Below are 23077 nucleotides of genomic sequence, written 5' to 3'. Positions count from 1 at the left end.
TTTTGCCGCACGCGAAATTACTCAAGCCCACAGACAATCTGGAGATTGCCGAAACGTTAGCGCGCGCGTTCCAGAATGAGCCCGGCTGGAGCTATGTCATCCCCGACCCCAAATTGCGCGCACGGCGGCTGACGGGGGCTTTCCATCTGTTCCTGCGCGACGAACATCGCAAAGGCGCGGTGTTCGGCACCGACGGCATAGAAGCGGTAACATTATGGCGCGGCCCCGGCCAAGCGCGCGATACGCTATTCGACACCGCACGGCTGTTGTTCCCCTTTTTGCAGCAATTGCGCTTCTCGATTTTGCGCGGGCTTGAAATATCCAATTTGATTGAAAAGCATTTGCCGCAAGAACCTGTCTGGTATTTGCATTTTGCCGGTTGCGACCCCGATTATCAGGGCAAAGGATTTGGCGGCGCGGCGATCCGCGCAGGGCTAGAGCGCGCAGATCAAGACGGCCTGCCCGCCTATCTGGAAACCGCGGACGAACATAATATCCCTTTGTACCAAAGCTTTGGCTTTGCCATCAAACATAGCTGGCAAGTCCCCGAAGGCCCCCAATTTTGGGGCATGCAGAGGCCGGGCAAAACGCGGCATTGAGTGCATGCGGGGGGTGGGGTTTGGATTGTTATTGCCATTTTGTCCCGGCAGGAATTTTAGGCGGCTTGCCCTTAGGGCGATTATCTGGGTGCATCCATTCAACGGGCGGAGTGTATTGCTTTGGTCTTTGAATGTAGCCTTTCAATCCGCTGACGGCTTCTGGCATAACGCATCGCTCCAAGGCAGCAATCGACAAACTAAAATGTTTGAAACAGTGCGGCTGCACCTTAGTTGGGACGACTTTATTGGGCGGCGCAACGCCTAAAAGTTTTTTATGCGGGAAGCGTTCACGGAATATTTTCGCAGTTGCCGCTTGATCGGAATCAGCACTAAGCAACATCGCCAAATCATATTTATCATCCACCGCATCAAGTATCAGATGTAATGCCACATTGATGTCAGACTGCTTTTCATTCCATTTTTCTCCGTCGTGGACGTGATGACCAAGAACAATTTCGACACCATGGGCGCGTTGCGCGGCATTGAACGTATTGTGTCGATCTCTCACTTCAGGCAGGTGCTTGGGAACAGCAGTGCATAAAACTACTTTTTCCAGCTTCGCGCCATGCGGTTCGCATATAATTTCGCCTAATCGCCAGAGATTAAGCCACTTTAGGTATGGCTTCCCCATTTCTTTGATTGGGTGATATAAATTGAAACCGTCGATGTAAAATGCGGCGCGCATAGCGGTTTCTTGTTGACAATCATCAGCACTCAAGATAGAGGCCCTCCCACAACGCAATACTGTTCTCAGTATCGCCAGCCCCGGCACTTCGGTGACCGGGGTTTGTTGTTTTTAGCCTTTCTTTTTATATGGTCCACGCTTTTTGTAGGGCTCCATGCTTTGCGCAAACCATTTAGGAATGGCGGCTGATTTGCGATAGCAGTTATAGTCCGAAAACTGCTATCAATTCCAAATTGACCCACTACCCCTTCCCCCTTGCCTTCCATCCAAAACCCGCCTAACCCCGCCGCACGCACCAGGTCTGCGCGAGAGCGTGGATAATAGGGAAGCCGGCGGAAATCCGGCGCTGTTCCCGCAACTGTAACCGGCGAGCTTTTGCTCCAAATGCCACTGGAAAAACGGGTGACCGTAAAACTGGGAAGGCGGGGCAAAAGCAGTGACCCGGGAGCCAGGAGACCTGCCTGATTGCGGTTTGTCCTTTGTGCTTGCGGGACACTGGCGCAATCGGGGTTTTCCTCCGCGTGACGACATACTGTTGGACGTCATGCGAAGGAGATAAAGCCATGACAATGTTAAAAACTACGGCAGCCGCGCTTGCGATGCTGCCGTTCACGGCCTTTGCGCAAACGGCAGAGGATGAAATTGTCGTCACCGCCAGCGGCTTTGCACAGCCGCGATCTGAAACCGGACAAGCCATCGACATTGTCGATCGCGACCGGCTTGACCAATTACAAAGCGCCACCATAAACGAGGCTCTGCAAACCGTTCCGGGCGTCAGCATCGCCACACGCGGCGGCCTTGGCGGCCAGAGCAGTGCCTTCTTGCGCGGCGGCAGCAGCGCGCAGACCTTAGTCCTCATCGACGGCGTCCGGATCAACGACCTCACCAGCCCCAATGGCGCATTCGATTTTGGCGCGTTGATGACGGGCAACATTGGCCGCGTGGAAATACTGCGTGGGCCAAACTCGGTCATTTGGGGCAGCCAAGCCATTGGCGGCGTCGTCAATGTCCAATCGATTGCGCCGGTGGACGGCTTTGAAGGCCGCTTCGGGGCTGAATATGGGGCTTATGATACCAAAAGGGTGAACGCCAATATTGCGGGCAGCAGCGGCCGGTTGGAAGGCAGCGTCGGCGGCTCTTTTGTGAACAGCGACGGCATTTCTGCGCTTGTGGGTGGAACCGAACGCGATGGGTATGACAATCTGACGGGCAATGCCCGGTTGAAGGTGCATGTCGCTGACAATTTAGACCTGGATTTCCGCAGCTATTACAATCGCGCCACAGTCGAATATGACTCGGCCTTTGGCGTTGGTGCCAATGGCTTGCCCGTGTCGCGCAATCGGCAATTTGTGGGCTATGTCGGTGCGAATTTCGACCTGCTCGATGGACGGCTGCAAAACCGGATTGCCTATACGCGCACCGACATAAAGCGCGTTGGCACGGATCCGGTTGTGTTTAGCTTCAACAATTTCAACGTGCGCGGCGCAATTGACCGTGCCGAATATCATGCGGCGTTTGATGTAAACGATGCGCTGACTTTAGTGGCGGGCGCGGAATATGAACGCAGCTTTGCCAGTACCGCGTTTGAAGGCGCTGCACCTGATGTCGCCCGCAACAATGTGGGTAGCGGCTTTGGTCAAGTCATCCTGCGCCCTGTCGCCGGCCTGACGCTAACGGCGGGCGTGCGGCATGATGCCTATAATGATTATGGCGGGCAGACGAGCCTTGGCGGTAATGCGGCCTTTACGCCCAATGACGGGCGGACCATGTTCCGCGCGACCTATGGCGAGGGGTTTCGCGCCCCCAGCTTGACCGAAGGCCAGCCGCCATATGGCAATCCAGACCTCAAGCCCGAAACCGCCCGCAATTTCGATCTGGGCGTTGAACATCAATTCATTGAGGGCAAGGCACAGGTTTTCGCGACTTATTTCAACCGCCGCAGCAATGACCTGATTGCTTTTTCGTCGATCAGTTTCCAATCGGAGAATATCGACAAGGTGACAGCAACAGGGCTTGAGGCTGGGTTTAACCTGAACCCCACCGACCATCTTGATATCCGCGCAAGCTATACGCGCGTCGACGCCATCAACCGCAGCGCAGGCGCAAATTTCGGCAAGCGGCAGACATTACGCCCGCAGCATAGCATGAGCCTCACCGCAGATTGGCAGACGCCTTTCGGCTTGTCCGTCGGAAGCAGCTTGCTTCTCATCGGCGACAGCTTCGACGATGCCGCGAACAGTTTGCGCCTTAATAGCTATGCGTTGGTCGGGCTTCGGGCGTCGATGCCGCTAACCGACGCGTTGGAGGTGTATAGCCGCATCGATAATCTGCTGGGCGCCGATTACACAGTGGTCGCTGGCTATAACAGCTTTGGGCGCAATGCGACCATTGGCGTGCGGGCGAAATTCTGATGCGCTTTGGCTGGTGCCTCCTTTGGGCTTTTGCCTTGGCCGGATGCGCCAGCCAGCCCGTCATTGCGCCGCATGGCGTCGTGTCGAACAATCCGTGCATTGATGCCGTGCTGGCGCAAATTGCATTGCCCGGACAAGTTAGCGCCGTCAGCATATATTCGCATGACCCCGATAGCGCGTCCGCACCAATGGCATGGGCGCGGCAATTGCCCGCCATTGGCATCAGCGCAGAGGAATTGTTGTTGGCGCGGCCCAATATGGTGCTCACCGGAAATCTGGCCAGCGGGGGCACCAACGCGGTGCTTGCGCGGACGGGCATTAAAACCGTGGCATTGGGGGTCGCGCCAACCATCGCCGACGACATGCAACAGATCCGGACAATCGCCGCCGCACTCGACAGGCGTGAAGCCGGAGAAGCCCTGATTTCCGACATTCAGGAATCGCTACCCAGCACCCCATTTTCCGGACCGCCTGTGTCGGCGATTATCTGGCAAAATGGTGGGTTTGTGGCGGGTAAAGGCACGTTGCAGGACGAATTGCTGGCGCGCCACGGCTTTCGCAACGCCAGCGCGCAATATGGCCTATCCTCATGGGGGGTGCTGCCGTTAGAGACTCTGATGCGCAACCCGCCACAGGTGATCTTCATGCCAAAGCATAAAAGCGGTTCCGATATCCGTGACATGCGCGCACGGCAAAAGCTGCTGGCTTATTTGGATGGTCGCACACGCATAATAGATTTCCCCGACAGGCTGTTATTCTGCGGCGGTCCGACGATCATCAAAGTGTCGTCCATCTTGTCGAAGACACGCGCTACTTTCCATCAGGATACGCCATGAATGCGCGCGCCTTAACATCGCTCCTCCTGCTTCTCACGGTCGCGGCGTTCCTGCTGTCGTTGATGGCGGGGAAGGTCTGGATTTGGCCGAATTCATGGGCGGCGGACAATGCCGATGGCTGGATTTTCCTCGAACTGCGTTTGCCCAGGGCGCTGCTTGGCCTTTGTATCGGCGCGGTACTCGGGCTTTCGGGCGCAGTGCTACAGGGCTATCTGCGCAATCCACTGGCTGACCCTACGGTGTTGGGGGTTTCGGCCAGCGCGGCATTTGGCGGTGTCGTTGCGATTTACGTCGGGCTTAACCTGCTGCCCTTCGGCTTATTCGCCTGCGCCATGCTGGGTGCGGGTTTTAGCATATTGTTATTGCTGGTAATTTCGCGTGGCGGCGGGTCGGTTGGCTTCATCTTGGGCGGCATGGTGCTGTCGACTTTGGCGGGCGCGCTGACCGCCTTTGTCATCAGCATTGCGCCCAACCCCTTTGCCGCCAATGAAATCATCAACTGGCTGATGGGCGCGCTGACCGACCGGTTGATGGCCGATGTTGGGACCGCTTTGCCCTTCATGGCGCTGGGCGTCGCTTTATTGCTCTCCACGGGCCGCGCGCTGGATGCGCTGACCTTGGGTGAAAATGGCGCAAAAAGCCTTGGCATCAACCTGTTCCGGCTACAGTGGATTATCGTGCTTGGCGTTGGACTTGCCGTTGGCGCGTCGGTCGCGGTGTCGGGTGTGGTCGGCTTTGTCGGACTGATCGTCCCGCACCTCATCCGCGCCATTTATGGGGAACGGCCATCGACGATATTGCTGCCATCGGCACTGGGCGGCGCAATCCTCACGCTGACCGCCGATAGCCTTGTCCGGTTGGTCCCCGGCCCCGGCGAAGTGCGGCTGGGCATTGCCATGGCTGTGCTTGGCGCGCCGTTTTTCCTTCTGCTGTTGCTGCGCTATCGCAAGGGTGCCGCATGACCCTGACCGTCCGAAATCTTGGTTTTTCTTATGGTCAAAGGCCCATATTGGAGGGGATTGACGCAACATTTGAGGCCGGGAAGCTCACCGTCATTCTTGGCCCTAATGGCGCTGGCAAATCTACTTTGCTCGGATGCCTCGCAGGCCTTTTGAAGCCCGACGCGGGGACCGCCAGCCTGCATGATGCAGACATCACCCGCATGGCCCCGACCGCACGCGCCCGCCATATCGGCCTTTTGCCACAAGGCGCAGAAACGCATTGGGCGATCACATCAATGGCCTTGGTTGCGCTTGGCCGCATTCCCCATATGCGCGGCGCAGGGACATCCACAGACGACCGCAGGGCCATATTGGCGGCGATGTCGGCGACCACCACCGAAGGCTTCGCTTATCGTCCGGTCACGCAGCTTTCGGGCGGCGAACGCGCCCGCGTTCTGCTGGCGCGTGTGCTGGCGGGTGAACCCGATTGGATATTGGCCGATGAACCACTCGCGAACCTTGATCCGGGCTTTCAACTCGACATGTTGAACCTGCTGCGGCGGCAGGTCGAAGCCGGAAAAGGCGTCGTCGCGGTGCTGCACGACTTACACCATGCGGTGCGCTTTGCCGACTATCTATTGTTGCTGCATGAAGGCAGATTGTTCGCGCAGGGCAGCGTCGAAGACGTCATCACGCCGGCCAACCTGGCGCATGTTTACGGGATTGACGCGAATCTCTTCAAGGACGAGAAATGGTCAGTCCAGCTATTCATCAAAGGCAAGGTCAGATCATGAAATATGCCCTCCCGATTATCGCTCTATTGCTCTCCGGCTGCGCCATGAACGTCACATCGACGACCAATATGGCCCCAGTTGCCCCGCAGAGCGCGCAGGAGGCGCTTCGGCCTTATTACGCGACCCTGAACGCCAATTTGCCCAAGGCGGCCCCCAACCCCGCTCTGGCGGCGGATACGGTCATCACGCGCTTCGCCTTTGGCAGTTGCGTGAACGAAAACCGCGATATGAAATTCTGGGACGTGATTGCCGCGCAAAAGCCACAGGCGTTTTTGTTGATCGGTGACAATGTCTATGGCGACATAAGGCCGACAAACGGCGCGGATATCCCGACCTTGGCCGCAAGCTATAGAAAGCTGAACAGCCGCGTCGAGTTCGACCGTTTCCGTCGCAGCGTGCCGATGATGACGGCATGGGACGATCATGATTATGGCGCCAATGACGCTGGCGGCGCTTTTGCGTTCAAGGAATGGGCGGAGAAAGTCTATGAAACCTATTGGGGTGCTTCGGACGAAGTAAAGTCCCGCCCCGGCGTCTATGAAAGCCGCATCGTCGGACCAGAGGGCAAACGCGTGCAGTTCATCATGCTTGATGGCCGCTTTTTTCGCTCCGACCTTGCGACCATGCCCTATCGCGACCCCGGCCCGACGCTGGGTTGGTATATCCCCAACATGGACCCCAAGGCGACGATATTGGGCCAAGCGCAATGGGACTGGTTGGCGCAGGAACTCGAAAAGCCAGCCGAGGTGCGCTTCATCATTTCATCGACTCAAGTGATTACCGACGCGCATAATTTCGAAGGCTGGACCAATTTTCCCAAGGAACGCGAGCGCCTCTATGCGTTGCTCGGACAAAAGGGCGTGAACAACGCCATTTTCCTGACCGGCGACCGGCACAGCGGCGGTTTTTACAAGACCAACGCCCCCGGCCTTTCCAAGCCATTATGGGATTTCACATCCAGCTCGCTCAATTTTGCCTTTGGCAAGGGCGATGGCAGCGAAAGGGAACCCGACCCACGCCGCACGGGCGGGTTCTGGGGCATCCCCAACTTTGGTCAGGTCGACATTGATTGGGCAGCAAAAAAGGTGACAATGACGCTGCGCAAAGATGATGGCAGCGTGATTGAAACTCAGGTGGTCAGGCCGTGAACCCATATATATCACCTTCGCGATTGATTGATCGCTGAATAATCGACCTCTGCGACCTTTTCCATAACCGCCGTGCGAATGGCCCGCGCGGTAGACAGCGGCAGGGCAACCATTTCCAGCGTGCCCCCGGCTATCCCGAATTTGAGCGAGGCTAGCCCGAAGCGCCGTGCCAATGGCCCTTGCGCAATCTCAATGCTTTGCACCTTCACTTGCGGTGCAAGCGTCAATTGCTGCTGCCACCAGCCGCGCCGAAGGTATAATTGTTGATCATCTAACCCAAAGCGATATCTGCGCCAGTCACACCACAACAGCAATGCGGCAACGACCAGCAACAGCAATAGCAACAAGGTCGTTGCAAGGGGCGTATCTGCAAAAATCATCAGTGCGGCCATCGCGACCAGTAAAGGCGGCACAAGCAGGAGCAACTGGATTATCCAGTGTAAAGCTGCGCCATTGCGTAGCCGTTCGTCGCCATCAGGTGCGTCAATCCCCGCAGCCGCCGCAATGCGCCACACCTCATCCAATGTGGCCAATGGCGCGGCGACATAATTGCTTTCTTCCTTGCTATCCTGTGCCAGGCTCACAAATTTTAGGCTATGCCAGCCGCGCCGTTTGCGGATTGGGCCAGTTTGCACGACAGCCGCCTGCACCCGATGCGTGGGCATCGCGACATCGGTAAGCGTCAGCAACCCGCGCTGCCGCCGGAACCCCTTTGACGTCTGGGTCAGGCGAAAGCCATGTTCACGCAGATATGTCCGCACAACGCCGGAGGCCAAGCCAATGAAAATCAGACTGCTGAACGCACCAAATGCCAGGATCAATTGCCCCAGTATGCCGACGCCATTGAGTGTGTTGACGCGCACGCCGCTTTCTTCGGCGAGGCCAGCCCAGCGTTTCAAATCCCAATAATCAAACGGCAGCAGAAAATTAAACTGCTGGGCAAGCCCGCCCAGAACCGCAAATATGATGAGTGAAAAGGAATAGAGGCCAAGGATAAAGACGCGTTGACCGTCCATAGCGAAGATCGTTTCTGCATCTTCCGCCTCGACCATCGGTGCAACATCTTGCGCCACCGCTACGCCAGCCTTGCGTGCCCGGATCAACGCGCGCAACCGGTTCGCCTCCTCCAAGGTGACGAAGCGTAACGTCGCGTCATCACCATCGCCGCCACCTGTTTCAAACTTGACCTCGCTGAGCCCCATCACGCGCGCCAGCGGCTTTTGCTCAATGCTCACATCCTGGATGCGTTCATACGGAATGGAGCGGGCCGTGCGGTTCAATAGGCCTTTTTCAACGCGGATATCATCCGCACCGACATGATAGCGAAACCGCAGCCATATTAGCCAGCGGAAGAATAGACTAAGAATCAGCACTGCCCCGATCGCGGCGGGAATGAGCGCAGGATTATCTGATTTGCGCGCGCCAAAAACGGCTGCAAATAAAGGAAGCAGCAGTTGCGGCAGCCCCGAAATAAAACCGACGAACAGGCCGCTAATATGCAACCGCGCGCCTTCCTGCCCTGTCCTATCAATAGGGTCGTCTGTAGCTTGGTTCACAGCATATCTTGCCGAATGGCGGCGCGAATGGTCTCCCGCATCGCCAGAGCGTCGGTATGCGCCAAGCCCGGCAGCGTTACCTTGCTATTGTGGTTACCCGCCGTGTGGACGGTCAGCTTGGCAAGGCCATAGCGTCGGTCGATGGGGCCTTGATCGACGTCGATATGCTGGATGCGTCCGAAGGGGACAATCGTGTCGCGATAAAACATATATCCACGCACAACGCGCAGCCGGTCCGTTCCCATATCATAGCCCCAATGCCGATATTTGCGGGCTGGCACCGTGTATGCAACGAACGCATAGGCCAAAAGCACAGGTACAAGAAAGGTGCCGGGCGGTAGCAGCTTTGCAAACTCCAACACCCCTGCCCCAACAACAAATGGCAGCAAGCCAAGCGCGGTGGCTATCCGGCTTGTCGTTATAAATGCAGGATCAAGTGGCGTAAGTTCCAGCGGGGCGTCATCGGTCATGCCGCTGATATGCGCACACTGTGTTGTATTGGCAAGACGGTTTATCTGTCCATCACGTCAGCAGGAGAAATCCAGCGCGCCCGTTAGCCAACATGCATCTCCCCTCCCGCGGGCGGGAGCGCGCCCGTTTGACATCATTCTTCTCCCCTCCCGCCTGCGGGAGGGGAACTTCACGACCAAATTTTCGGAAAAACACTATAAATCCTCCCCATCGACTAGAGATCGGGAGGATATTCTTGTCACCTAGCCAGTGCGGCGTTGGCCTCATCCACCAGCTTCGCGATGATATCCACCACGGGCCGCTCCACATGGACCATGCCAACCGACTGCCCAGCCATGACGGAGCCATATTCGACATCGCCGTCAATCACCGCGCGGCGCAGCGCCCCGGCCCAATATTTCTCGATCTCAAGCTGCGCGGTGTCCATGTCGATTTCGCCACGATCAAGCATGGCCGCGACTTCGACCTGTTTTTTGGTGAACTCTTCGGTGCCCTTGTTCTTCAACGCCCGCACGGGAATGACGGGCAAGCGCGGGTCAATCTGCACACTTGCAACCGCATCGCGGGCATTTGCGCGCAGGAACGCAGCCTTAAAATTGGGGTGCGCGATACTTTCATGCGCGCAAACGAACCGCGTGCCCAACTGCACCCCTGCTGCCCCCATTTCGAGATAGCTTGCCACCGCGCCGCCCCGCGCAATGCCGCCAGCGACGAAAATCGGCAATTGCTCGCCAAGTTCCGGCAATATTTCCTGCGCCAAGACGGACGTCGACACTGGCCCAATATGCCCGCCCGCCTCACTGCCCTCAATCACCAGCGCATCCACGCCAGAGCGCGCAAATTTCTTCGCAAGTGTGAGCGCGGGCGCAAAGCAGATAACCTTCGCGCCAAAATCCTTAATGGCCTCAATACTGCCCTTGGGCGGCAGCCCCCCAGCCAGCACCACATGGCTCACCTGATGGCGCGCGCATATCGCAATCAGGTCCATAATCTGCGGATGCATGGTGATCAGGTTCACGCCGAATGGCTTGGGCGTAAGCGCCTTCGTCGCGGCAATCTCCGTATCGAGCAACGCGGGCGTCATGGCGCCACACGCAATCACACCAAAGCCACCCGCATTGGAGATGGCCGACACAAGATTGCGCTCCGACACCCAAGACATAGCCCCGCACATAATCGCGACGTCGCAACCCAAAAAGTCCGTACCGCGTTGCATGAGATGTTGGAGTTTAGTCATATCAGGCCTTCTGTACATAGATCGTCATTGCCGCGAAGGCGGCAATCCAACTCCTGTGCTATATTATGGAAGCGTCGGGGTTGGGCCCCCGCCTGCGCGGGGGTGACGACGACGTGTCGAGGTTCACGCCGCATCCAAGCCATAAGCCGTATGCAGCACGCGCACCGCGAGTTCGGTTTCGTCCTCGTCAATCAACACCGACACCTTGATTTCGGATGTCGAAATCGCCTGAATGTTGATTTTGCGGTCCGCAAGGCTGCTGAACATCGTTGCGGCAACACCGGCATGGCTTTTCATACCCACGCCCACCACCGAGATTTTCGCAACCTTGGTGTCCGGAATAAGGCGGTTATAGCCAATGGCATCGCGGCGGTTTTCCAATATGTCGGTGCAGCGCGCAAGGTCGGCTTGCGGGCAAGTGAAGGTCACATCGGTTTCCCCCTTATCACGGCCAACATTTTGAATGATCATGTCGACGTTGATGTTGGCATCGGCCAATGGCGCGAAGATATTGGCCACTGCGCCGGGACGGTCGGGGACGCGGGTGAGCGTTATTTTGGCCTCATTTTTGTCATGCGCGATGCCGGTGATCAGTTGGCGTTCCACTTGGCTATTCTCCAATTCTGCGTCGGTCACGATCATCGTGCCGGGGATGCTGTCGGCGTCGGGTGCACTGTCGTCAACGAAGGAGGACAGCACTTGAATCCGCACGCCTTCCTTCATCGCAAGGCCGACGGAGCGGGTTTGCAATACTTTGGAGCCAACCGAGGCCAGCTCAAGCATTTCTTCATAGGTGACCGCTTTCAGCTTGCGCGCGCGGGCAACGATGCGCGGGTCGGTGGTGTAGACGCCATCCACATCGGTATAAATATCGCAGCGGTCGGCCTTGACCGCGGCGGCCACGGCAACGGCCGATGTATCCGACCCGCCACGGCCCAATGTGGTAACGCGATTGTCGTCGGTCAGCCCCTGAAACCCAGGAATGACCGCGATATTGCCTGACTGCATCGACGCCAGCAAATCGCCGGTATCAATCGACCCAATCCGGGCCTTGGCATGGGCATCATCGGTATGGATGGGCATTTGCCATCCCAACCAACTGCGCGCTTCGCAGCCAAGCGCTTGCAACGTGATCGCCAACAGGCCAGCGGTAATCTGCTCGCCTGCCGCCACAACCACATCATATTCGGCCGGATCATAAAGCGCATTTGCTTCGCGACAGAAATTGACGAGGCGATCCGTGTCGCCAGCCATGGCGGAGACGACGACGGCCACTTCGTCGCCGCGTTCGGCCTGCCGCTTGACCAATTGGGCAACACGGCGGATGCGTTCGGTGCCGGCCATCGACGTGCCGCCAAATTTCATTACTATACGCGCCATGAAAACCTTCAATAATTGCTATATTACAATCGCGGGTCCTGATAGGGATAGGATATGACAAACGCAAGCTTGCCCACGACAATTAACGCTGCGGAAGCGGCACATTTTGGCGCTCTCGCCGCCGAATGGTGGGACCCAAAGGGCAGCTCTGCGATGCTGCATAGACTAAACCCCGTGCGATTGCGCTTCATCCGGACCGCGATAGATACGCATTTTGGTGGCGACGCGAAGGCGCGATATCCATTGGCGGACAAAACCGTGCTGGATGTTGGGTGCGGCGCCGGTTTGCTCTGCGAACCGCTCGCGCGGCTTGGCGGGAACGTCACCGGTGTTGATGCCGCGCCTGAAAATATTGCGGCGGCAAAAGCGCATGTGGCTTTGTCTGGTCTTACGATCCACTACTGCGCTGGCGAAATCGCGGCGCAAGGCCTTGGCCAGTTTGATGTTGTGACCTGCATGGAGGTCATTGAACATGTTATGGACCCGGCGGCATTCATCAACGAATTGGTCCGCCACCTAAGGCCGGGCGGGCTATTGCTGCTCTCAACGCCCAACCGCACAGCAGCGTCGCGCCTATTTCTGGTGGAGGCCGCCGAACGCCTCGGCCAAGTCCCGCGCGGCACGCATGATTGGGACAAGTTCCTGACGCCCGAAGAACTGACCGCTTTGCTTGGCGATGCGGGGCTGGAGGTGGTCGATATGCAAGGCATCGCCTTTTCGCCCATGTCTGGTCTGCATTTAAGCGACAATATGGCGTTGAATTATATTTTAAGTGCGCGGTTGCGGCTGACACATAGACCCTGAAGCAAGTTCAGGGTGGCGTGGTTTGTTTAGATGAACCTTCGTTCCAAACGCGCCTCAATCATATCCCGCATCGGCATATTGGTCATCGGCCAAGTCGCTAAAACGCGTAATCTTGGCTTCGAACTTCATCCGCACACGCCCTGTCGAGCCATGGCGTTGCTTGGAGATAATCAATTCCGCAATACCGTGAATCCGCTCCATTTTTTCGTTCCAGGCCTCAAATGCGGGTGTGCCCTCATCGGGTTTTTTCATCAGCTCATAATAATCTTCGCGGTAAACGAACCATACCATATCGGCATCCTGCTCGATTGAACCGGACTCGCGCAAATCGGACAACATCGGCGTCTTGTCTTCGCGCTGTTCGACCGCACGGCTAAGCTGCGACAGCGCAACGACGGGTATGCTCAATTCTTTCGCCAGTGTTTTCAAACCCCGGCTGATCTCAGAAATTTCATTGACGCGGTTGTCGTTCGCGCGGCTTGAGCCTTGCAAGAGCTGCAAATAGTCCACAACGATCAGGCCGATTCCGTGCCGCCGCTGCAACCGCCGGGCCCGGGTCCGCAATGCGGCAATCGTTAGCGCGGGCGTATCGTCAATGAAAAGCGGTAATTCCTGCAATTCGCGGGACGCGCGCGACAGCTCGCGGAAGTCTTCACGGGAAATTTTACCCATACGCAGCAATTCAGAACTAATCCCCGATTGTTCGGCCAAGATACGTGTTGCCAACTGGTCGGCGGACATTTCGAGGCTGAAAAAGGCGACTTTTGCACCGGAGCCCTTGGACTCTTCAATGCCATCTTCACGCTCGCGGACCCAGCGCCGTGCGGCATTGAACGCAATATTGGTAGCCAATGATGTCTTACCCATGCCGGGACGTCCGGCCAAAATCACAAGGTCGGAATTGTGCAAGCCGCCGCATTTGGTGTTGATGCTGTTGAGGCCGGTGGTGATACCCGAAAGGCTGCCGCCCGAATTAAGCGCCTTTTCGACATTGCGGATGGCCTCGGTCGATGCGGTCAGGAAGCTCTTCATTGAGCCAGTTTCGCCTTCGCCCTCGGCGACTTTATACAGCGCGCTTTCCGCCGCTTCAATCTGCCCCTTGGGATCTACGCTTTCACTGGTGTCCAGCGCATTGTCGACCAAAGTCCGGCCCACCGTCACAAGCTCGCGCAGCAGTGCCAAATCGTAAATCTGCTGGGCAAAGTCGCGCGCGCCAATCAAGCCTGCGCCATCGGCTGTGAGTTTGATCAAATAACCCGGCCCGCCCAGTTCACGCATCGATTCGTCGGCTTCAAAAAACGGCTTCAGCGTGACCGGCGTGACCAGCATGTTGCGGTCAATCAGGCGCAGAATATGTTCAAAAATCCGTCCGTGCAGGGGTTCAAAAAAATGGTCCGGTTGCAGCTTGATCGAGACATCCTCAATCACGCGATTATCTATGAGGATGGCGCCCAAAAACGCGGCCTCCGCCTCAATATTGCGCGGCAAGCGTTGGGGTTCAGCTTCGTTCGCTGCGGCAAGTCTGATGAGTTCGGCCATGGCTCCCTATCCTTTACCACGTCCCGGTGCGCAAGGGGCGCAAAAAAGAAGTGCGGGGATATGGCTGTGGACAATATTTTGCACAACGCATTTGCCAGTATCTCGTTAACCCCTTGCCCCAAAAATATCTGAAGCTAACACAGCCTGTATGGCGGACCCGCGCATCATCAAAGTTGAATTGGACGAAGTAACGATCTTGCGGCGCAACGCCGATATCGAACAGGAACGCCGCGTCGCCATTTTCGACCTGATTGAAGACAATTTCTTCAAACCGCTGCGCGATATGGGCGACGGCTATGCGGGGCCATATCATTTGAGCATCAGCGTCGCTGAAGGCCGCCTCATCCTCGATATCCGCCGTGAAGACGGGACGCCGCACGAAACCTTGGTGTTGGGCCTTGGCCGGTTTCGGCGCACGGTTAAGGATTATTTCGCTATTTGCGACAGCTATTACCAAGCCATTCGCAAGGCCAGCGCGGCGGAAATTGAGACCATCGATATGGCACGGCGCGGGGTACATAATGAGGCGGCCGAGCTGTTGATGGAGCGGCTTGACGGTAAGGTGGAAGTAGATTTTGCCACCGCCCGTCGCCTGTTTACGCTGATCTGCGTGTTACACATCAAGGCGTAGCGTCCAACGCATCACAACACCTCTCGACTTCGCAAGGACAGAGCGCCTAGTAATATAGCCGAATCAAAAGCGTTAAACGGGGTTGCATGCCAAGGCGAAATCGCAAATTGATCCGCTGGGGCGTGCCCCTGCTGGGTATAGCTTTTATGGGCTTTGGGCTGTGGAGCTATGTCACCGGCTGGGCACCATCGCGCAATAGCTATCCCGTGCAGGGCATCATCGCGAACGAAAGCAACGGCCAACCCCAATGGTCGGAATTGGGCGCAACGGGCGTCGATTTCGCTTATATCACCGCCGTCGAGGGCGCACGCGGCCGCGATCCGCAGTTTCAGGCCAATCTGGCGGCGGTGCAGGAGGCGGGCATTCGCTTTGGCGCGCTGCATCATTATGACCTGTGCCGTTCGGCGTCCGAACAGGCGACGATGTTTATCACCAGCGTGCCCCGCAACGACCGCGCGCTGCCCCCTGCGGTGCAAATGGATTTTTCCGAAGGCTGCAACAGCCGCCCGAACCGGGCCTTGATTTTGGCGGAATTGGCGACCTTCTTAAACCAGATTGAGGCGCATAGCGGCACCCCGGCAATCCTGTTACTAACGCCGGACTTCGAAGAGGAATATCAAGTGAGCAAGTCGATTGACCGCAACATCTGGCTTGAAGGCAACGGCATTTCGCCCGATTATTCCGCAAGGCCCTGGGTCATGTGGACCGCCAATAGCCAACGTCGCGTAAGCGGCATCGACGGCGCGGTGCGCTGGGTCGTGGTGCGCAAATGAACGCGACCACCACGCGCCTGGTCCAAGCCGCGATCGACGCGGCCAAGACCGCTTATGCGCCTTATTCCAACTTTCATGTGGGCGCGGCGTTGCTGCTCGACAATGGCCAGATTGTGACCGGCAGCAACTTTGAAAATGCCAGCTATGGCATGACATTATGCGCCGAAACCGTGGCGATTGCTAAAGCCAATAGCGACGGCCAGTTACGCGCGATCCGCGAAATTGCCGTCGCGGGCGGCTTGGCCGGACAAGTCGGAACTGGCGCAGACCCGATCACGCCCTGCGGTCGATGTCGTCAGATTATCAAGGAAGTGGCCGACCTCACCCAAACCGACATTCCGGTGCACTGCGCCCACGCGACGGGCTATGCGACATATCGTTTGTCCGAATTACTGCCGCACGGCTTTGGTCCGGCCAGCTTGAAGTAAACCGCTTTTTGGGGCGCGCGAGATACGCACAATTTTTTCGTGCCGAACACTTGCACGCGCATCGCAAATTGGCAAAAGCGGTTCGGTTAACAGGGAGTGATTATGTCCATATTGTCCGACATCTGGATCCGCGAACAGGCCCAAGCGACCGGCATGATTGAACCCTTTGTGGAGGCGCAGCGCCGTGACGGCTGCATCAGCTATGGCCTGTCTTCTTATGGTTATGACGCCCGCGTAGCCGATGAATTCAAGATTTTCACCAATGTCGACAGCTCCGTCGTTGACCCCAAGGATTTTGACCCGAAAAGCTTTGTGGACCGCAAGACCGATGTCTGCATCATTCCGCCCAACAGCTTTGCCTTGGCCCGCACCGTCGAATATTTCCGCGTGCCGCGCGATGTTCTGGTCATCTGCCTTGGCAAAAGCACTTATGCCCGCTGCGGCATCATCGTCAACGTCACGCCATTGGAACCCGGCTGGGAAGGACATGTAACGCTGGAGTTCAGCAACACAACGCCCCTGCCCGCCAAAATCTACGCCAATGAAGGCGCATGCCAGTTCCTGTTCCTAAAAGGCGAGCAGCCCTGCGAAACCAGCTACGCCGACCGTGCAGGCAAATATATGGGCCAGCGCGGGGTAACATTGCCGAAGTTGTGATTGGGGGTTTAAAGACTTAGGTGGTTGGAATTACGGTGATGTTGTGGATGGCTCGGGTGGTGGATCTTTGACAATCACACCCTGAAGGTTCGGAAAGCCCGAATCAACTCAACAGTGCGCCGTCCACAACATCACCGTAATTCAAAAAGGATTCCTAATCATACCATGATTCACATTTTCAATGCGCCGCTCTAGCTCAGTACCTCTCGCATGGCGTCCTCATAGGGAGTCCAAGGCGTGCCGCTCTCCATCTTTTCCACCAGATCGGGGTTCGCCATGAAAAGCCGTCCCCAAGTGACCAAGTCGAGAAAGCCTCCATCTAGTTCAGCTTCAGCCTGTTCCTGCGTCAAGGATGCGCCGCCCATAATGATGCCGGGCCAGTTCGGACGGATTTTGCGAATTATCTTCCCCGATGTCTCGAAATAGTCTGAATTTGCGCAGCTTACATCAATGGAGCGCAAACCCAGATGCCACAATTGCGGGATAAAATATTCCAGCATTTCATCAATATCAGGCCATTCATAAATGCCACCCATGAAACGCGATGGTGATATCCGCGCAAGCACCCGGTTCGATGGTACGTTTTTGAGAACCTCGGTAACTAGTTCTAGCGCAAAGCGGCAGCGGTTTTCAACAGAGCCCCCATAGTCATCGGTCCTATCATTGACCCGTGCGTCTAAAAACTGGTCAGCCAGATAACCATGGCCGATGTGCAATTCGACGGCATCAAACCCCACATCGATGGAGCGCTTTGCGGCGTCAACATAATAGCCATAAATGGTCGGCATTTCAGTCGCCTCAAGCGCCCGTGGTTCACCATAGGGTTTGCCGTTCTGGCGGTTTATGCCTGCAGCAGCCTGATTGGTTGAACTGACCGGCGCGTCTCCCGTGTAGTCCGAATGCGAAATGCGGCCACAATGCCATAACTGGCAAGCAATTGCGCCGCCTGCTTCATGTACCGCATCAACTATCGGCCTCCAGCTCTCGGCATGGGCATCGCTGGAGATATACGGCGCTTGGTTCCAGCCGTCTCCGCTTTTGTGTATAATTGTCCCTTCGGTTAGGATAAGTCCCGCCCCGCCTTTGGCACGCCGAGCATAATAGGTGCACATATCATCGGTTGCGTGATGATCCGGCGTAGCGAAGCCACGACTCATCGCCGACATCACGACCCTGTTGCGTAGTGGAATGAAGTAGTCGCTTTCCAGTTTTTTAAGTAGGGATGACATTAAAGTTTGCTCTCTATACGATAGGCATCAAAGTAAGGGTGCCGCAAATAGGCTTGCAGACTGGCTTTCCATGACCGTTGCAGGTTCATGCCGTCATCCTCAAGTCTTTTGCAACTCAATATGGCTGCGTCCGGCCGTTTGCCAAGTTCGTCGCCGGACACCGCAGCAGCGCTTACCGTGTTAATAGAAAGCCGCTCATTCCAACCAAGCGCGGAAACAATTTCGCGGGCAAGTTCAGCGAAGCTCGCGCTCCCCAAGCAGGCCATCTGATAATACCCAGTTGCATTAAGGTCCATCATATGGACGGCGTTGTAGGCCAAATCATCGGTCCATGTGGGCTGCCATATCCTATCCCCGACATCAAAGCTCTTCTGGCCATCCATCATCGCTTGATGCATCACAGGAATTATGCGGCCTACAAAATTTTTGTCTGCAGCCTCGCCACCGAAAAAGCCTGCCATGCGAATTATCAGCGGATTGGGGAGCATTGCGGCAACAATATTCTCCGCTTCATATTTGAGATTCCCATATAACGACAGTGGCTTTGGTTGCGCATCTTCCGGAATGGGGCAAGTGGCAGCATCGAAAACAAGAAAAGACTGGGGATATAGAAGCCGGGCACCGGATTTTTCAGCAAGCCTCGCCACATTGCGAGTGCCACCGACGATAACGGCGCGGGCATTTTCCGGATCGCGCGCGCACCCTTCGACAGTTACTTTTGCCGCGCAGTGAAAAATCCATCCATCTTGAAGCCAGTCGGCATGTGCCATAACCGCATCTTCGTCTGTCACGTCCAATTCGTCACGCCCTAAAGCCCGCACTTCGAAGCGCGGGAAAAGCGAAGACATCTTCGCTACTGAACTACCAAGCATTCCCTTTCCGCCGGTCACCAGAATTTTTTTGGGCTTCATAACTCTCTACCACTCACTATTCTACATTTTGAAATTCTAACATAGGAATGTATTTCAAACAATTGTCGTTATCAATTTTTAAAACATATTCACATTTGACCTGATTGAACCGCCCCGGGATTGTCGGAGGCCCTCACTGCTCAGCAGAAGGGCTTAATATGAACAAGACAATGGGCAAATTTTCACCGGAGGTGTGCACCCGTCGTGCGGTGCGCATGGTTTTGGACCACGAGAGCGGTTACCCCTCACGCTGGGCAGCGATTGTATCGGTTGCTGATAAAATCGGCTGCGCGGTCCAGACACTACGCGAGTGGATGAAGAAGGCCGAGGTAGACTGGTTCAACCACCGCAGACTGCTGGGGTCAGGACCACTTAAATCCACCTTCGCGGTTTGAGGCCATTTTGTTCAGTGCAACGCGGTGTCCATCGGTCCACGGCGGAACTGGAGGCGGATATCTGCGCTTTCATCAAGGCACACAACAAAAATCCAACGCCATACAAATGGGTCAAATCCGCAGACGAAATCCTCGCCTCCGTCAGACGCTTCTGCCAAAAAACAATGAGCCGAACTTCGGATTCAGGTGACTAGGCCTTAACCGCTTCTGCCAACCGCGCTGCACCTTGCAACAAAAAGTCATGGTCAGACCCTAAAATAAACAAGCTCGCTCCCTTGTCCCGCCACTGTGGGACATCTGCGACGCGGCCCAGGAACATTCCGGTTGTCCGCCCCGCCGCTTTGCCCGCTGCAACGATGCGGTCTACTGCTTCCACCACCACGGCATCGTCAGGGGTTTCAGCAGCATAGGCGATAGTCAGGTCGGCGCGGCCGATGAACAGGGCGTCGATGCCCTCTACCGCCGCGATGGCATTGATATTGTCGACGCCTTCGACATCCTCGATCTGCGCGATGACGACCACATGTTTTGCATCAGCACGGTGTTTGGCCATGCCTTTGGTGGTGTAGCCGGCTGCCCTAGAGCTTCCGGCGTAGCCGCGCCCGCCGGTGGTGTAGTGGCAGGCTTTGACGGCGTTGGCGGCTTCCTCTGCGGTCCGGATATGCGGCAGGATCACGCCATCTGCACCAAGATCAAGCGCGTTCAAGATTTGCTCATGTGCCGACGATGGCGGGCGCACAAGAACAGGTTTTCCGCCTGCGCGCGCTGCCAATATGCATTGATCAAGGCCGCCCCGATCAAACGGCGCATGTTCGGCATCAAGCACCAGCACGTCGAGTGGTGAGAACGCCAACACCTCCACCACATGCGGATGCGGGGTCTTCACCCATGTCCCACTGAGCAGTTCGCCGTCTACTAAGCGTTCGCGAAAGCTCATGCTGCCTGTTTCCATAATTTCCGGCTCGCCAACTCTGCACCCTCGGCCAATGTCTTCAGCTTGGCCCAGACAATCTCCGGATCGACCACGCCGAACCCTGCAAAGGTCGAAAAGCCACAATCCGTGCCTGCAATGACGCGCTCGCGGCCGAGAATATTGGCATAACGCTCGATGCGTTCTGCGACCACGCGGGGATGCTCTACAAAATTTGTGGTGCTGTCGATCACGCCGGGGACCAAAACTTTGTCGTCCGGGATGATGTCCGCCATTTCGACAAAATAATTCCAGTCCGCGGCATGGCGTGGGTTCGATGTTTCAAACAGCAAAGCGGCAGGTTTTGCGGCCATCAGCGTTGGCAGAATGACACCCATCTCCACATCGCAACAATGCGGACCTTCATAATTGCCCCAACATACATGCATCCGAACACGGTCCGCTGGCACATTGCGCAGCGCGTGATTAAGCGCCTCGACATGCCCACCGATCAATTTGAGATATTCAGCGTCGCTGCGGTCCTTATACATCATGTGTCGGCCAAGGCCCAAATCAGGACTGTCAAGTTGCAGGTAGAGTCCAGCGGCGACAATGGCTTCATATTCGGGCCGCATTGCCTCTGCCAATGCTTCCAGATACGCGTCTTGTGTTGGGTAATATTCGTTGGGCTGGAACAGCGCGATAACGCCTGGCGAAGCGGAGTTCATGAAGCCACCAACAGGTCGATATGCCGCCATAGCCGCCTTCATATGCGCCAAATCATCTTCGAGCGGCGCTAGTGTTTTTAAGGCAATAGGGCCCACACATTTGGGACGGCGATAGGTGGGTGTTCCCCCGCCTTTCGACTGCCGCTCCAGAAAGCTTGGGAACATTTCCAGATCCTTGGGCGGCGTGCGCGGGCTGTCGCCATCAAAACCCGTAATCCGGTCCTTGATATAGGTGGCGTAGCTGATCTTCGACATCTCGCCGTCAGAAACAAGGTCTACGCCACTTTCCACCTGACGTTTGACGGCATCATCCACCGCTGCGCCGATGACGCTGTTGAAAGTTGCTGCGTCCACTGTCTCTCCGCGTTCCTGTGCAAAGACGAGGTCTGTCACGGCGGCAGAACGCGGCAGTGAGCCGACATGTGTCGTTAATATGCGATCAGCCATCAGGCAAATTCCTCTCTATTTTGTGTGAGCCAATGATCGAGTATTTCAGAGAACTTGGTGGGCGCTTCAAGCGGCACCATATGGCCTGCGTCGGAAATTTCTTCAAAACGGGCATTGCTGGTCTGATCCGCCCAGTTGCGATGCCAAGCGGGTGGGCATAACGCATCTTCTGCGCCGCACATATAAAGCACTGGAACATCAAACGCGGCAATCGCAGCGCGCCGATCTTCGCGCAAGCGCAGCGCCTCGCTTTGACGGATGAATACATCCGCGCCAAGGCCCATCCCCATGTCGCGCAGCAATTCCAGCAGCGCCTCGTCGGTACGATTTTGTGCGGCAAGATAATTGGGTTTCAATTCTTCGACCAACACCCTTTCCATTCCACCAGCGCGTACCTCGGCCTGTTGAACAGGGCGATGTGCGGCACGTTCCGGTAAATCAGCTGTCGCATTGTAGCCCGCCAGCACAAGCCCGGCGACCCTTTCGGGTGCCCGCACCGCCATTTCGACTGCAACAATAGCGCCCATCGAAAAGCCAATCGGCAGCAACGGACCTTGGGTTGCGGATAGCGCGCGCTCGGCCATTGCGGCGATATTGTTATCCTGCGTCAAATCGGCATAAAAAACAGGACTCAGCCGGTGATCAGCCAATGTTTTGATGATGGCTTCGTCACCACCGCGCCAAAGCCGCAGGTCGCACATATTGCCAGGAAGTAGGATAGTCTGTGGTAACATTAACCTAACCGCGCAGACTGTCCGGGTAGCAATTCACCCGCGAATAGCCGTTGCTCTGGCAGAATTCCGGGCTGCTCGATCCGTTCAATCAGCATGGAAACCGCTGCTTCGGTCATCCGTCGCACGGGTTGGCGTACGGTTGTGACTTGATAGGCAAGCCATTTGGCCGGGCCGACACCGTCAAAACCAACGATTGACAGTTCCCGAGGGACATCCATTTCGAAATTGATCCGCGCGCAGTCAATTGCGCCTATCGCCATCAGATCATTGGCGCAGATCAGAGCATCAAGCTTTCGACGCGTGATCTTCATCAGTTCGCGCAAGCAGGTATCGCCACTTTCATAATCGTAATTGCCTCGGACGATGACTGCTTCCCGGCCAAGTTGACTCAATCGCTTCTGCGCCGCCTGAACGCGTTCCTCGCCGACATAGCTGTCAGAGGGACCGGCTATGATCCCGAACTGCCTATGTCCCGCTTCTACCAGTCCCTCGACAAGTGCATGTTCTCCACTGGTCGAATCGCAGCAGACGCTGGCGGCAGGAAGCCCTTCGCCAATCCGGTTGTACAGAACCACTGGCACACCGCGATCTGCAAAGGCGGCCAACTGGCCTGGATTGAGTCGTGCGGCCACTATTGCGCCATCCACACGGTAACGCCAGACTTGGTCAAGGACATCATCCACCTCGGACTCCGCAGCCAGACTAAACAGCAGCACGCGGATGCCCTTTACCGAAAGCCGTTGGGTAAGTTCCGAGAGCACTTCGGGGTAATAGAGGTTCGTTAGACTGGAGATAATGATTGCGACCATGTTGGACCGCTTTGTGATCAACCC

At 56.4% G+C, this 23077-nt stretch carries 23 protein-coding genes, 2 pseudogenes and 1 riboswitch; of the genes and pseudogenes, 13 read left to right on the top strand and 12 right to left on the bottom strand.

Translation table 11 applies throughout. The features are described from left to right. The first annotated feature begins 2 nt into the window (after positions 1-2). A complete protein-coding gene (locus HEQ18_RS12780) occupies positions 3-599 on the top strand; it encodes a GNAT family N-acetyltransferase (RefSeq protein ID WP_432814994.1) in 597 nt (198 codons plus the stop codon). A 28-nt stretch (positions 600-627) separates the two neighbouring features. On the opposite strand, the gene HEQ18_RS12775 is transcribed toward HEQ18_RS12780, so the two are convergent. Continuing rightward, on the bottom strand, positions 628-1317 hold the full coding sequence (locus HEQ18_RS12775) for an NYN domain-containing protein (protein WP_432814993.1): 690 nt from the start codon (positions 1315-1317) through the stop codon (positions 628-630). A gap of 247 nt (positions 1318-1564) precedes the next feature. Next, positions 1565-1763: riboswitch (cobalamin riboswitch) on the top strand. A gap of 84 nt (positions 1764-1847) precedes the next feature. Between HEQ18_RS12775 and HEQ18_RS12770 the strand changes: the two genes are divergently transcribed. From HEQ18_RS12770 to HEQ18_RS12750, 5 genes are read left to right on the top strand one after another with little or no spacing between them, the layout of a single operon-like run. Beyond that, on the top strand, positions 1848-3695 hold the full coding sequence (locus tag HEQ18_RS12770; protein WP_432814992.1) for a TonB-dependent receptor plug domain-containing protein: 1848 nt from the start codon (positions 1848-1850) through the stop codon (positions 3693-3695). Further along, the gene (locus HEQ18_RS12765) at positions 3695-4531 is read left to right on the top strand and encodes an ABC transporter substrate-binding protein (protein WP_432814991.1); all 837 of its coding nucleotides are present in this window, start codon (positions 3695-3697) and stop codon (positions 4529-4531) included. The genes HEQ18_RS12770 and HEQ18_RS12765 overlap by 1 nt, the downstream gene beginning before the upstream one ends. Beyond that, complete coding sequence (locus tag HEQ18_RS12760) at positions 4528-5493, top strand: FecCD family ABC transporter permease (protein WP_432814990.1); 966 nt, start codon at positions 4528-4530, stop codon at positions 5491-5493. Before HEQ18_RS12765 ends, HEQ18_RS12760 begins: the two co-directional genes overlap by 4 nt. After that, positions 5490-6266 (top strand): ABC transporter ATP-binding protein, encoded by a 777-nt coding sequence (locus tag HEQ18_RS12755; RefSeq protein ID WP_432814989.1) that lies wholly within the window; start codon positions 5490-5492, stop codon positions 6264-6266. The genes HEQ18_RS12760 and HEQ18_RS12755 overlap by 4 nt, the downstream gene beginning before the upstream one ends. Beyond that, complete coding sequence (locus tag HEQ18_RS12750) at positions 6263-7414, top strand: alkaline phosphatase D family protein (protein WP_432814988.1); 1152 nt, start codon at positions 6263-6265, stop codon at positions 7412-7414. Before HEQ18_RS12755 ends, HEQ18_RS12750 begins: the two co-directional genes overlap by 4 nt. An 11-nt stretch (positions 7415-7425) precedes the next feature. On the opposite strand, the gene HEQ18_RS12745 is transcribed toward HEQ18_RS12750, so the two are convergent. The 4 genes from HEQ18_RS12745 to HEQ18_RS12730 all read right to left on the bottom strand — a co-directional run bounded on the left by HEQ18_RS12745 (position 7426) and on the right by HEQ18_RS12730 (position 12058). After that, entirely contained in the window at positions 7426-8970 is a 1545-nt protein-coding gene (locus HEQ18_RS12745) for a PH domain-containing protein (RefSeq protein WP_432814987.1), read from the bottom strand. Further along, entirely contained in the window at positions 8967-9440 is a 474-nt protein-coding gene (locus tag HEQ18_RS12740) for a PH domain-containing protein (RefSeq protein ID WP_432814986.1), read from the bottom strand. Before HEQ18_RS12740 ends, HEQ18_RS12745 begins: the two co-directional genes overlap by 4 nt. A 239-nt stretch (positions 9441-9679) precedes the next feature. Next, on the bottom strand, positions 9680-10678 hold the full coding sequence (locus HEQ18_RS12735; protein WP_397606119.1) for an NAD(P)H-dependent flavin oxidoreductase: 999 nt from the start codon (positions 10676-10678) through the stop codon (positions 9680-9682). A gap of 123 nt (positions 10679-10801) precedes the next feature. Next, a complete protein-coding gene (locus HEQ18_RS12730; RefSeq protein WP_432814985.1) occupies positions 10802-12058 on the bottom strand; it encodes an aspartate kinase in 1257 nt (418 codons plus the stop codon). 54 nt (positions 12059-12112) lie between these two features. On the opposite strand from HEQ18_RS12730, the gene ubiG reads away from it, so the two are divergent. Continuing rightward, entirely contained in the window at positions 12113-12862 is a 750-nt protein-coding gene (gene ubiG / locus HEQ18_RS12725) for a bifunctional 2-polyprenyl-6-hydroxyphenol methylase/3-demethylubiquinol 3-O-methyltransferase UbiG (RefSeq protein WP_397606122.1), read from the top strand. A gap of 54 nt (positions 12863-12916) precedes the next feature. Here the strand turns inward: ubiG and HEQ18_RS12720 are convergent, their stop codons facing one another. Next, on the bottom strand, positions 12917-14401 hold the full coding sequence (locus HEQ18_RS12720; protein WP_432814984.1) for a replicative DNA helicase: 1485 nt from the start codon (positions 14399-14401) through the stop codon (positions 12917-12919). A gap of 148 nt (positions 14402-14549) precedes the next feature. On the opposite strand from HEQ18_RS12720, the gene HEQ18_RS12715 reads away from it, so the two are divergent. From HEQ18_RS12715 to dcd, 4 genes are all read left to right on the top strand, one after another. Further along, positions 14550-15032: a UPF0262 family protein gene (locus HEQ18_RS12715; protein ID WP_397579658.1), complete on the top strand. Its 483-nt coding sequence runs from the start codon at positions 14550-14552 to the stop codon at positions 15030-15032. Positions 15033-15118: 86 nt separating this feature from the next. Then, the gene (locus HEQ18_RS12710; RefSeq protein ID WP_432814983.1) at positions 15119-15805 is read left to right on the top strand and encodes a glycoside hydrolase family 25 protein; all 687 of its coding nucleotides are present in this window, start codon (positions 15119-15121) and stop codon (positions 15803-15805) included. Next, positions 15802-16233, top strand: coding sequence for a cytidine deaminase (locus HEQ18_RS12705; protein WP_432814982.1), 432 nt, complete (start codon positions 15802-15804; stop codon positions 16231-16233). Before HEQ18_RS12710 ends, HEQ18_RS12705 begins: the two co-directional genes overlap by 4 nt. A gap of 102 nt (positions 16234-16335) precedes the next feature. Beyond that, complete coding sequence (gene dcd, locus HEQ18_RS12700) at positions 16336-16890, top strand: dCTP deaminase (protein ID WP_397606126.1); 555 nt, start codon at positions 16336-16338, stop codon at positions 16888-16890. Between the two features lie 191 nt (positions 16891-17081). Here the strand turns inward: dcd and HEQ18_RS12695 are convergent, their stop codons facing one another. Together HEQ18_RS12695 and HEQ18_RS12690 are read right to left on the bottom strand one after the other, a co-directional pair. Further along, on the bottom strand, positions 17082-18119 hold the full coding sequence (locus HEQ18_RS12695) for an alkene reductase (protein WP_397606127.1): 1038 nt from the start codon (positions 18117-18119) through the stop codon (positions 17082-17084). Continuing rightward, complete coding sequence (locus HEQ18_RS12690; protein WP_432814981.1) at positions 18119-19030, bottom strand: SDR family oxidoreductase; 912 nt, start codon at positions 19028-19030, stop codon at positions 18119-18121. The genes HEQ18_RS12695 and HEQ18_RS12690 overlap by 1 nt, the downstream gene beginning before the upstream one ends. Before the next feature lie 158 nt (positions 19031-19188). On the opposite strand from HEQ18_RS12690, the pseudogene HEQ18_RS12685 reads away from it, so the two are divergent. Together HEQ18_RS12685 and HEQ18_RS12680 are read left to right on the top strand one after the other, a co-directional pair. Continuing rightward, positions 19189-19365: pseudogene (locus tag HEQ18_RS12685) on the top strand (IS3 family transposase); the annotation flags it as partial. Positions 19366-19439: 74 nt separating this feature from the next. Then, a pseudogene (locus tag HEQ18_RS12680) lies at positions 19440-19619 on the top strand (IS630 family transposase); the annotation flags it as partial. On the opposite strand, the gene HEQ18_RS12675 reads toward HEQ18_RS12680, so the two are convergent. The 4 genes from HEQ18_RS12675 to HEQ18_RS12660 are packed head-to-tail and all read right to left on the bottom strand — an operon-like array spanning position 19616 to position 23053. Continuing rightward, the gene (locus tag HEQ18_RS12675; protein ID WP_432814980.1) at positions 19616-20362 is read right to left on the bottom strand and encodes an HpcH/HpaI aldolase family protein; all 747 of its coding nucleotides are present in this window, start codon (positions 20360-20362) and stop codon (positions 19616-19618) included. The pseudogene HEQ18_RS12680 and the gene HEQ18_RS12675 sit on opposite strands and share 4 nt — an antisense overlap. Next, a complete protein-coding gene (locus HEQ18_RS12670; protein WP_397606130.1) occupies positions 20359-21510 on the bottom strand; it encodes a cobalamin-independent methionine synthase II family protein in 1152 nt (383 codons plus the stop codon). The genes HEQ18_RS12675 and HEQ18_RS12670 overlap by 4 nt, the downstream gene beginning before the upstream one ends. Continuing rightward, complete coding sequence (locus HEQ18_RS12665; protein WP_397606131.1) at positions 21510-22244, bottom strand: alpha/beta fold hydrolase; 735 nt, start codon at positions 22242-22244, stop codon at positions 21510-21512. The genes HEQ18_RS12670 and HEQ18_RS12665 overlap by 1 nt, the downstream gene beginning before the upstream one ends. Then, positions 22244-23053, bottom strand: coding sequence for a substrate-binding domain-containing protein (locus tag HEQ18_RS12660; RefSeq protein WP_397606134.1), 810 nt, complete (start codon positions 23051-23053; stop codon positions 22244-22246). The genes HEQ18_RS12665 and HEQ18_RS12660 overlap by 1 nt, the downstream gene beginning before the upstream one ends. Between the last annotated feature and the right edge of the window lie 24 nt (positions 23054-23077).

This window comes from Sphingorhabdus sp., assembly GCF_050921905.1.
In the GTDB taxonomy this organism is placed as follows: Bacteria; Pseudomonadota; Alphaproteobacteria; order Sphingomonadales; family Sphingomonadaceae; genus Sphingorhabdus_B.
Note: the sequence above shows the minus strand (reverse complement) of the source record. Positions and strands in the feature narration are given on the sequence as shown.

Coding starts and splice junctions, on each gene's coding strand:
- HEQ18_RS12770 (WP_432814992.1), top strand. CDS start 1,848: ATGACAATGTTAAAAACTACGGCAGCCGCGCTTGCGATGCTGCCGTTC.
- HEQ18_RS12765 (WP_432814991.1), top strand. CDS start 3,695: ATGCGCTTTGGCTGGTGCCTCCTTTGGGCTTTTGCCTTGGCCGGATGC.
- HEQ18_RS12760 (WP_432814990.1), top strand. CDS start 4,528: ATGAATGCGCGCGCCTTAACATCGCTCCTCCTGCTTCTCACGGTCGCG.
- HEQ18_RS12755 (WP_432814989.1), top strand. CDS start 5,490: ATGACCCTGACCGTCCGAAATCTTGGTTTTTCTTATGGTCAAAGGCCC.
- HEQ18_RS12750 (WP_432814988.1), top strand. CDS start 6,263: ATGAAATATGCCCTCCCGATTATCGCTCTATTGCTCTCCGGCTGCGCC.
- HEQ18_RS12740 (WP_432814986.1), bottom strand. CDS start 9,440: ATGACCGATGACGCCCCGCTGGAACTTACGCCACTTGATCCTGCATTT.
- HEQ18_RS12735 (WP_397606119.1), bottom strand. CDS start 10,678: ATGACTAAACTCCAACATCTCATGCAACGCGGTACGGACTTTTTGGGT.
- HEQ18_RS12730 (WP_432814985.1), bottom strand. CDS start 12,058: ATGGCGCGTATAGTAATGAAATTTGGCGGCACGTCGATGGCCGGCACC.
- ubiG (WP_397606122.1), top strand. CDS start 12,113: ATGACAAACGCAAGCTTGCCCACGACAATTAACGCTGCGGAAGCGGCA.
- HEQ18_RS12720 (WP_432814984.1), bottom strand. CDS start 14,401: ATGGCCGAACTCATCAGACTTGCCGCAGCGAACGAAGCTGAACCCCAA.
- HEQ18_RS12715 (WP_397579658.1), top strand. CDS start 14,550: ATGGCGGACCCGCGCATCATCAAAGTTGAATTGGACGAAGTAACGATC.
- HEQ18_RS12710 (WP_432814983.1), top strand. CDS start 15,119: ATGCCAAGGCGAAATCGCAAATTGATCCGCTGGGGCGTGCCCCTGCTG.
- HEQ18_RS12705 (WP_432814982.1), top strand. CDS start 15,802: ATGAACGCGACCACCACGCGCCTGGTCCAAGCCGCGATCGACGCGGCC.
- dcd (WP_397606126.1), top strand. CDS start 16,336: ATGTCCATATTGTCCGACATCTGGATCCGCGAACAGGCCCAAGCGACC.
- HEQ18_RS12695 (WP_397606127.1), bottom strand. CDS start 18,119: ATGTCATCCCTACTTAAAAAACTGGAAAGCGACTACTTCATTCCACTA.
- HEQ18_RS12690 (WP_432814981.1), bottom strand. CDS start 19,030: ATGAAGCCCAAAAAAATTCTGGTGACCGGCGGAAAGGGAATGCTTGGT.
- HEQ18_RS12675 (WP_432814980.1), bottom strand. CDS start 20,362: ATGAGCTTTCGCGAACGCTTAGTAGACGGCGAACTGCTCAGTGGGACA.
- HEQ18_RS12670 (WP_397606130.1), bottom strand. CDS start 21,510: ATGGCTGATCGCATATTAACGACACATGTCGGCTCACTGCCGCGTTCT.
- HEQ18_RS12665 (WP_397606131.1), bottom strand. CDS start 22,244: ATGTTACCACAGACTATCCTACTTCCTGGCAATATGTGCGACCTGCGG.
- HEQ18_RS12660 (WP_397606134.1), bottom strand. CDS start 23,053: ATGGTCGCAATCATTATCTCCAGTCTAACGAACCTCTATTACCCCGAA.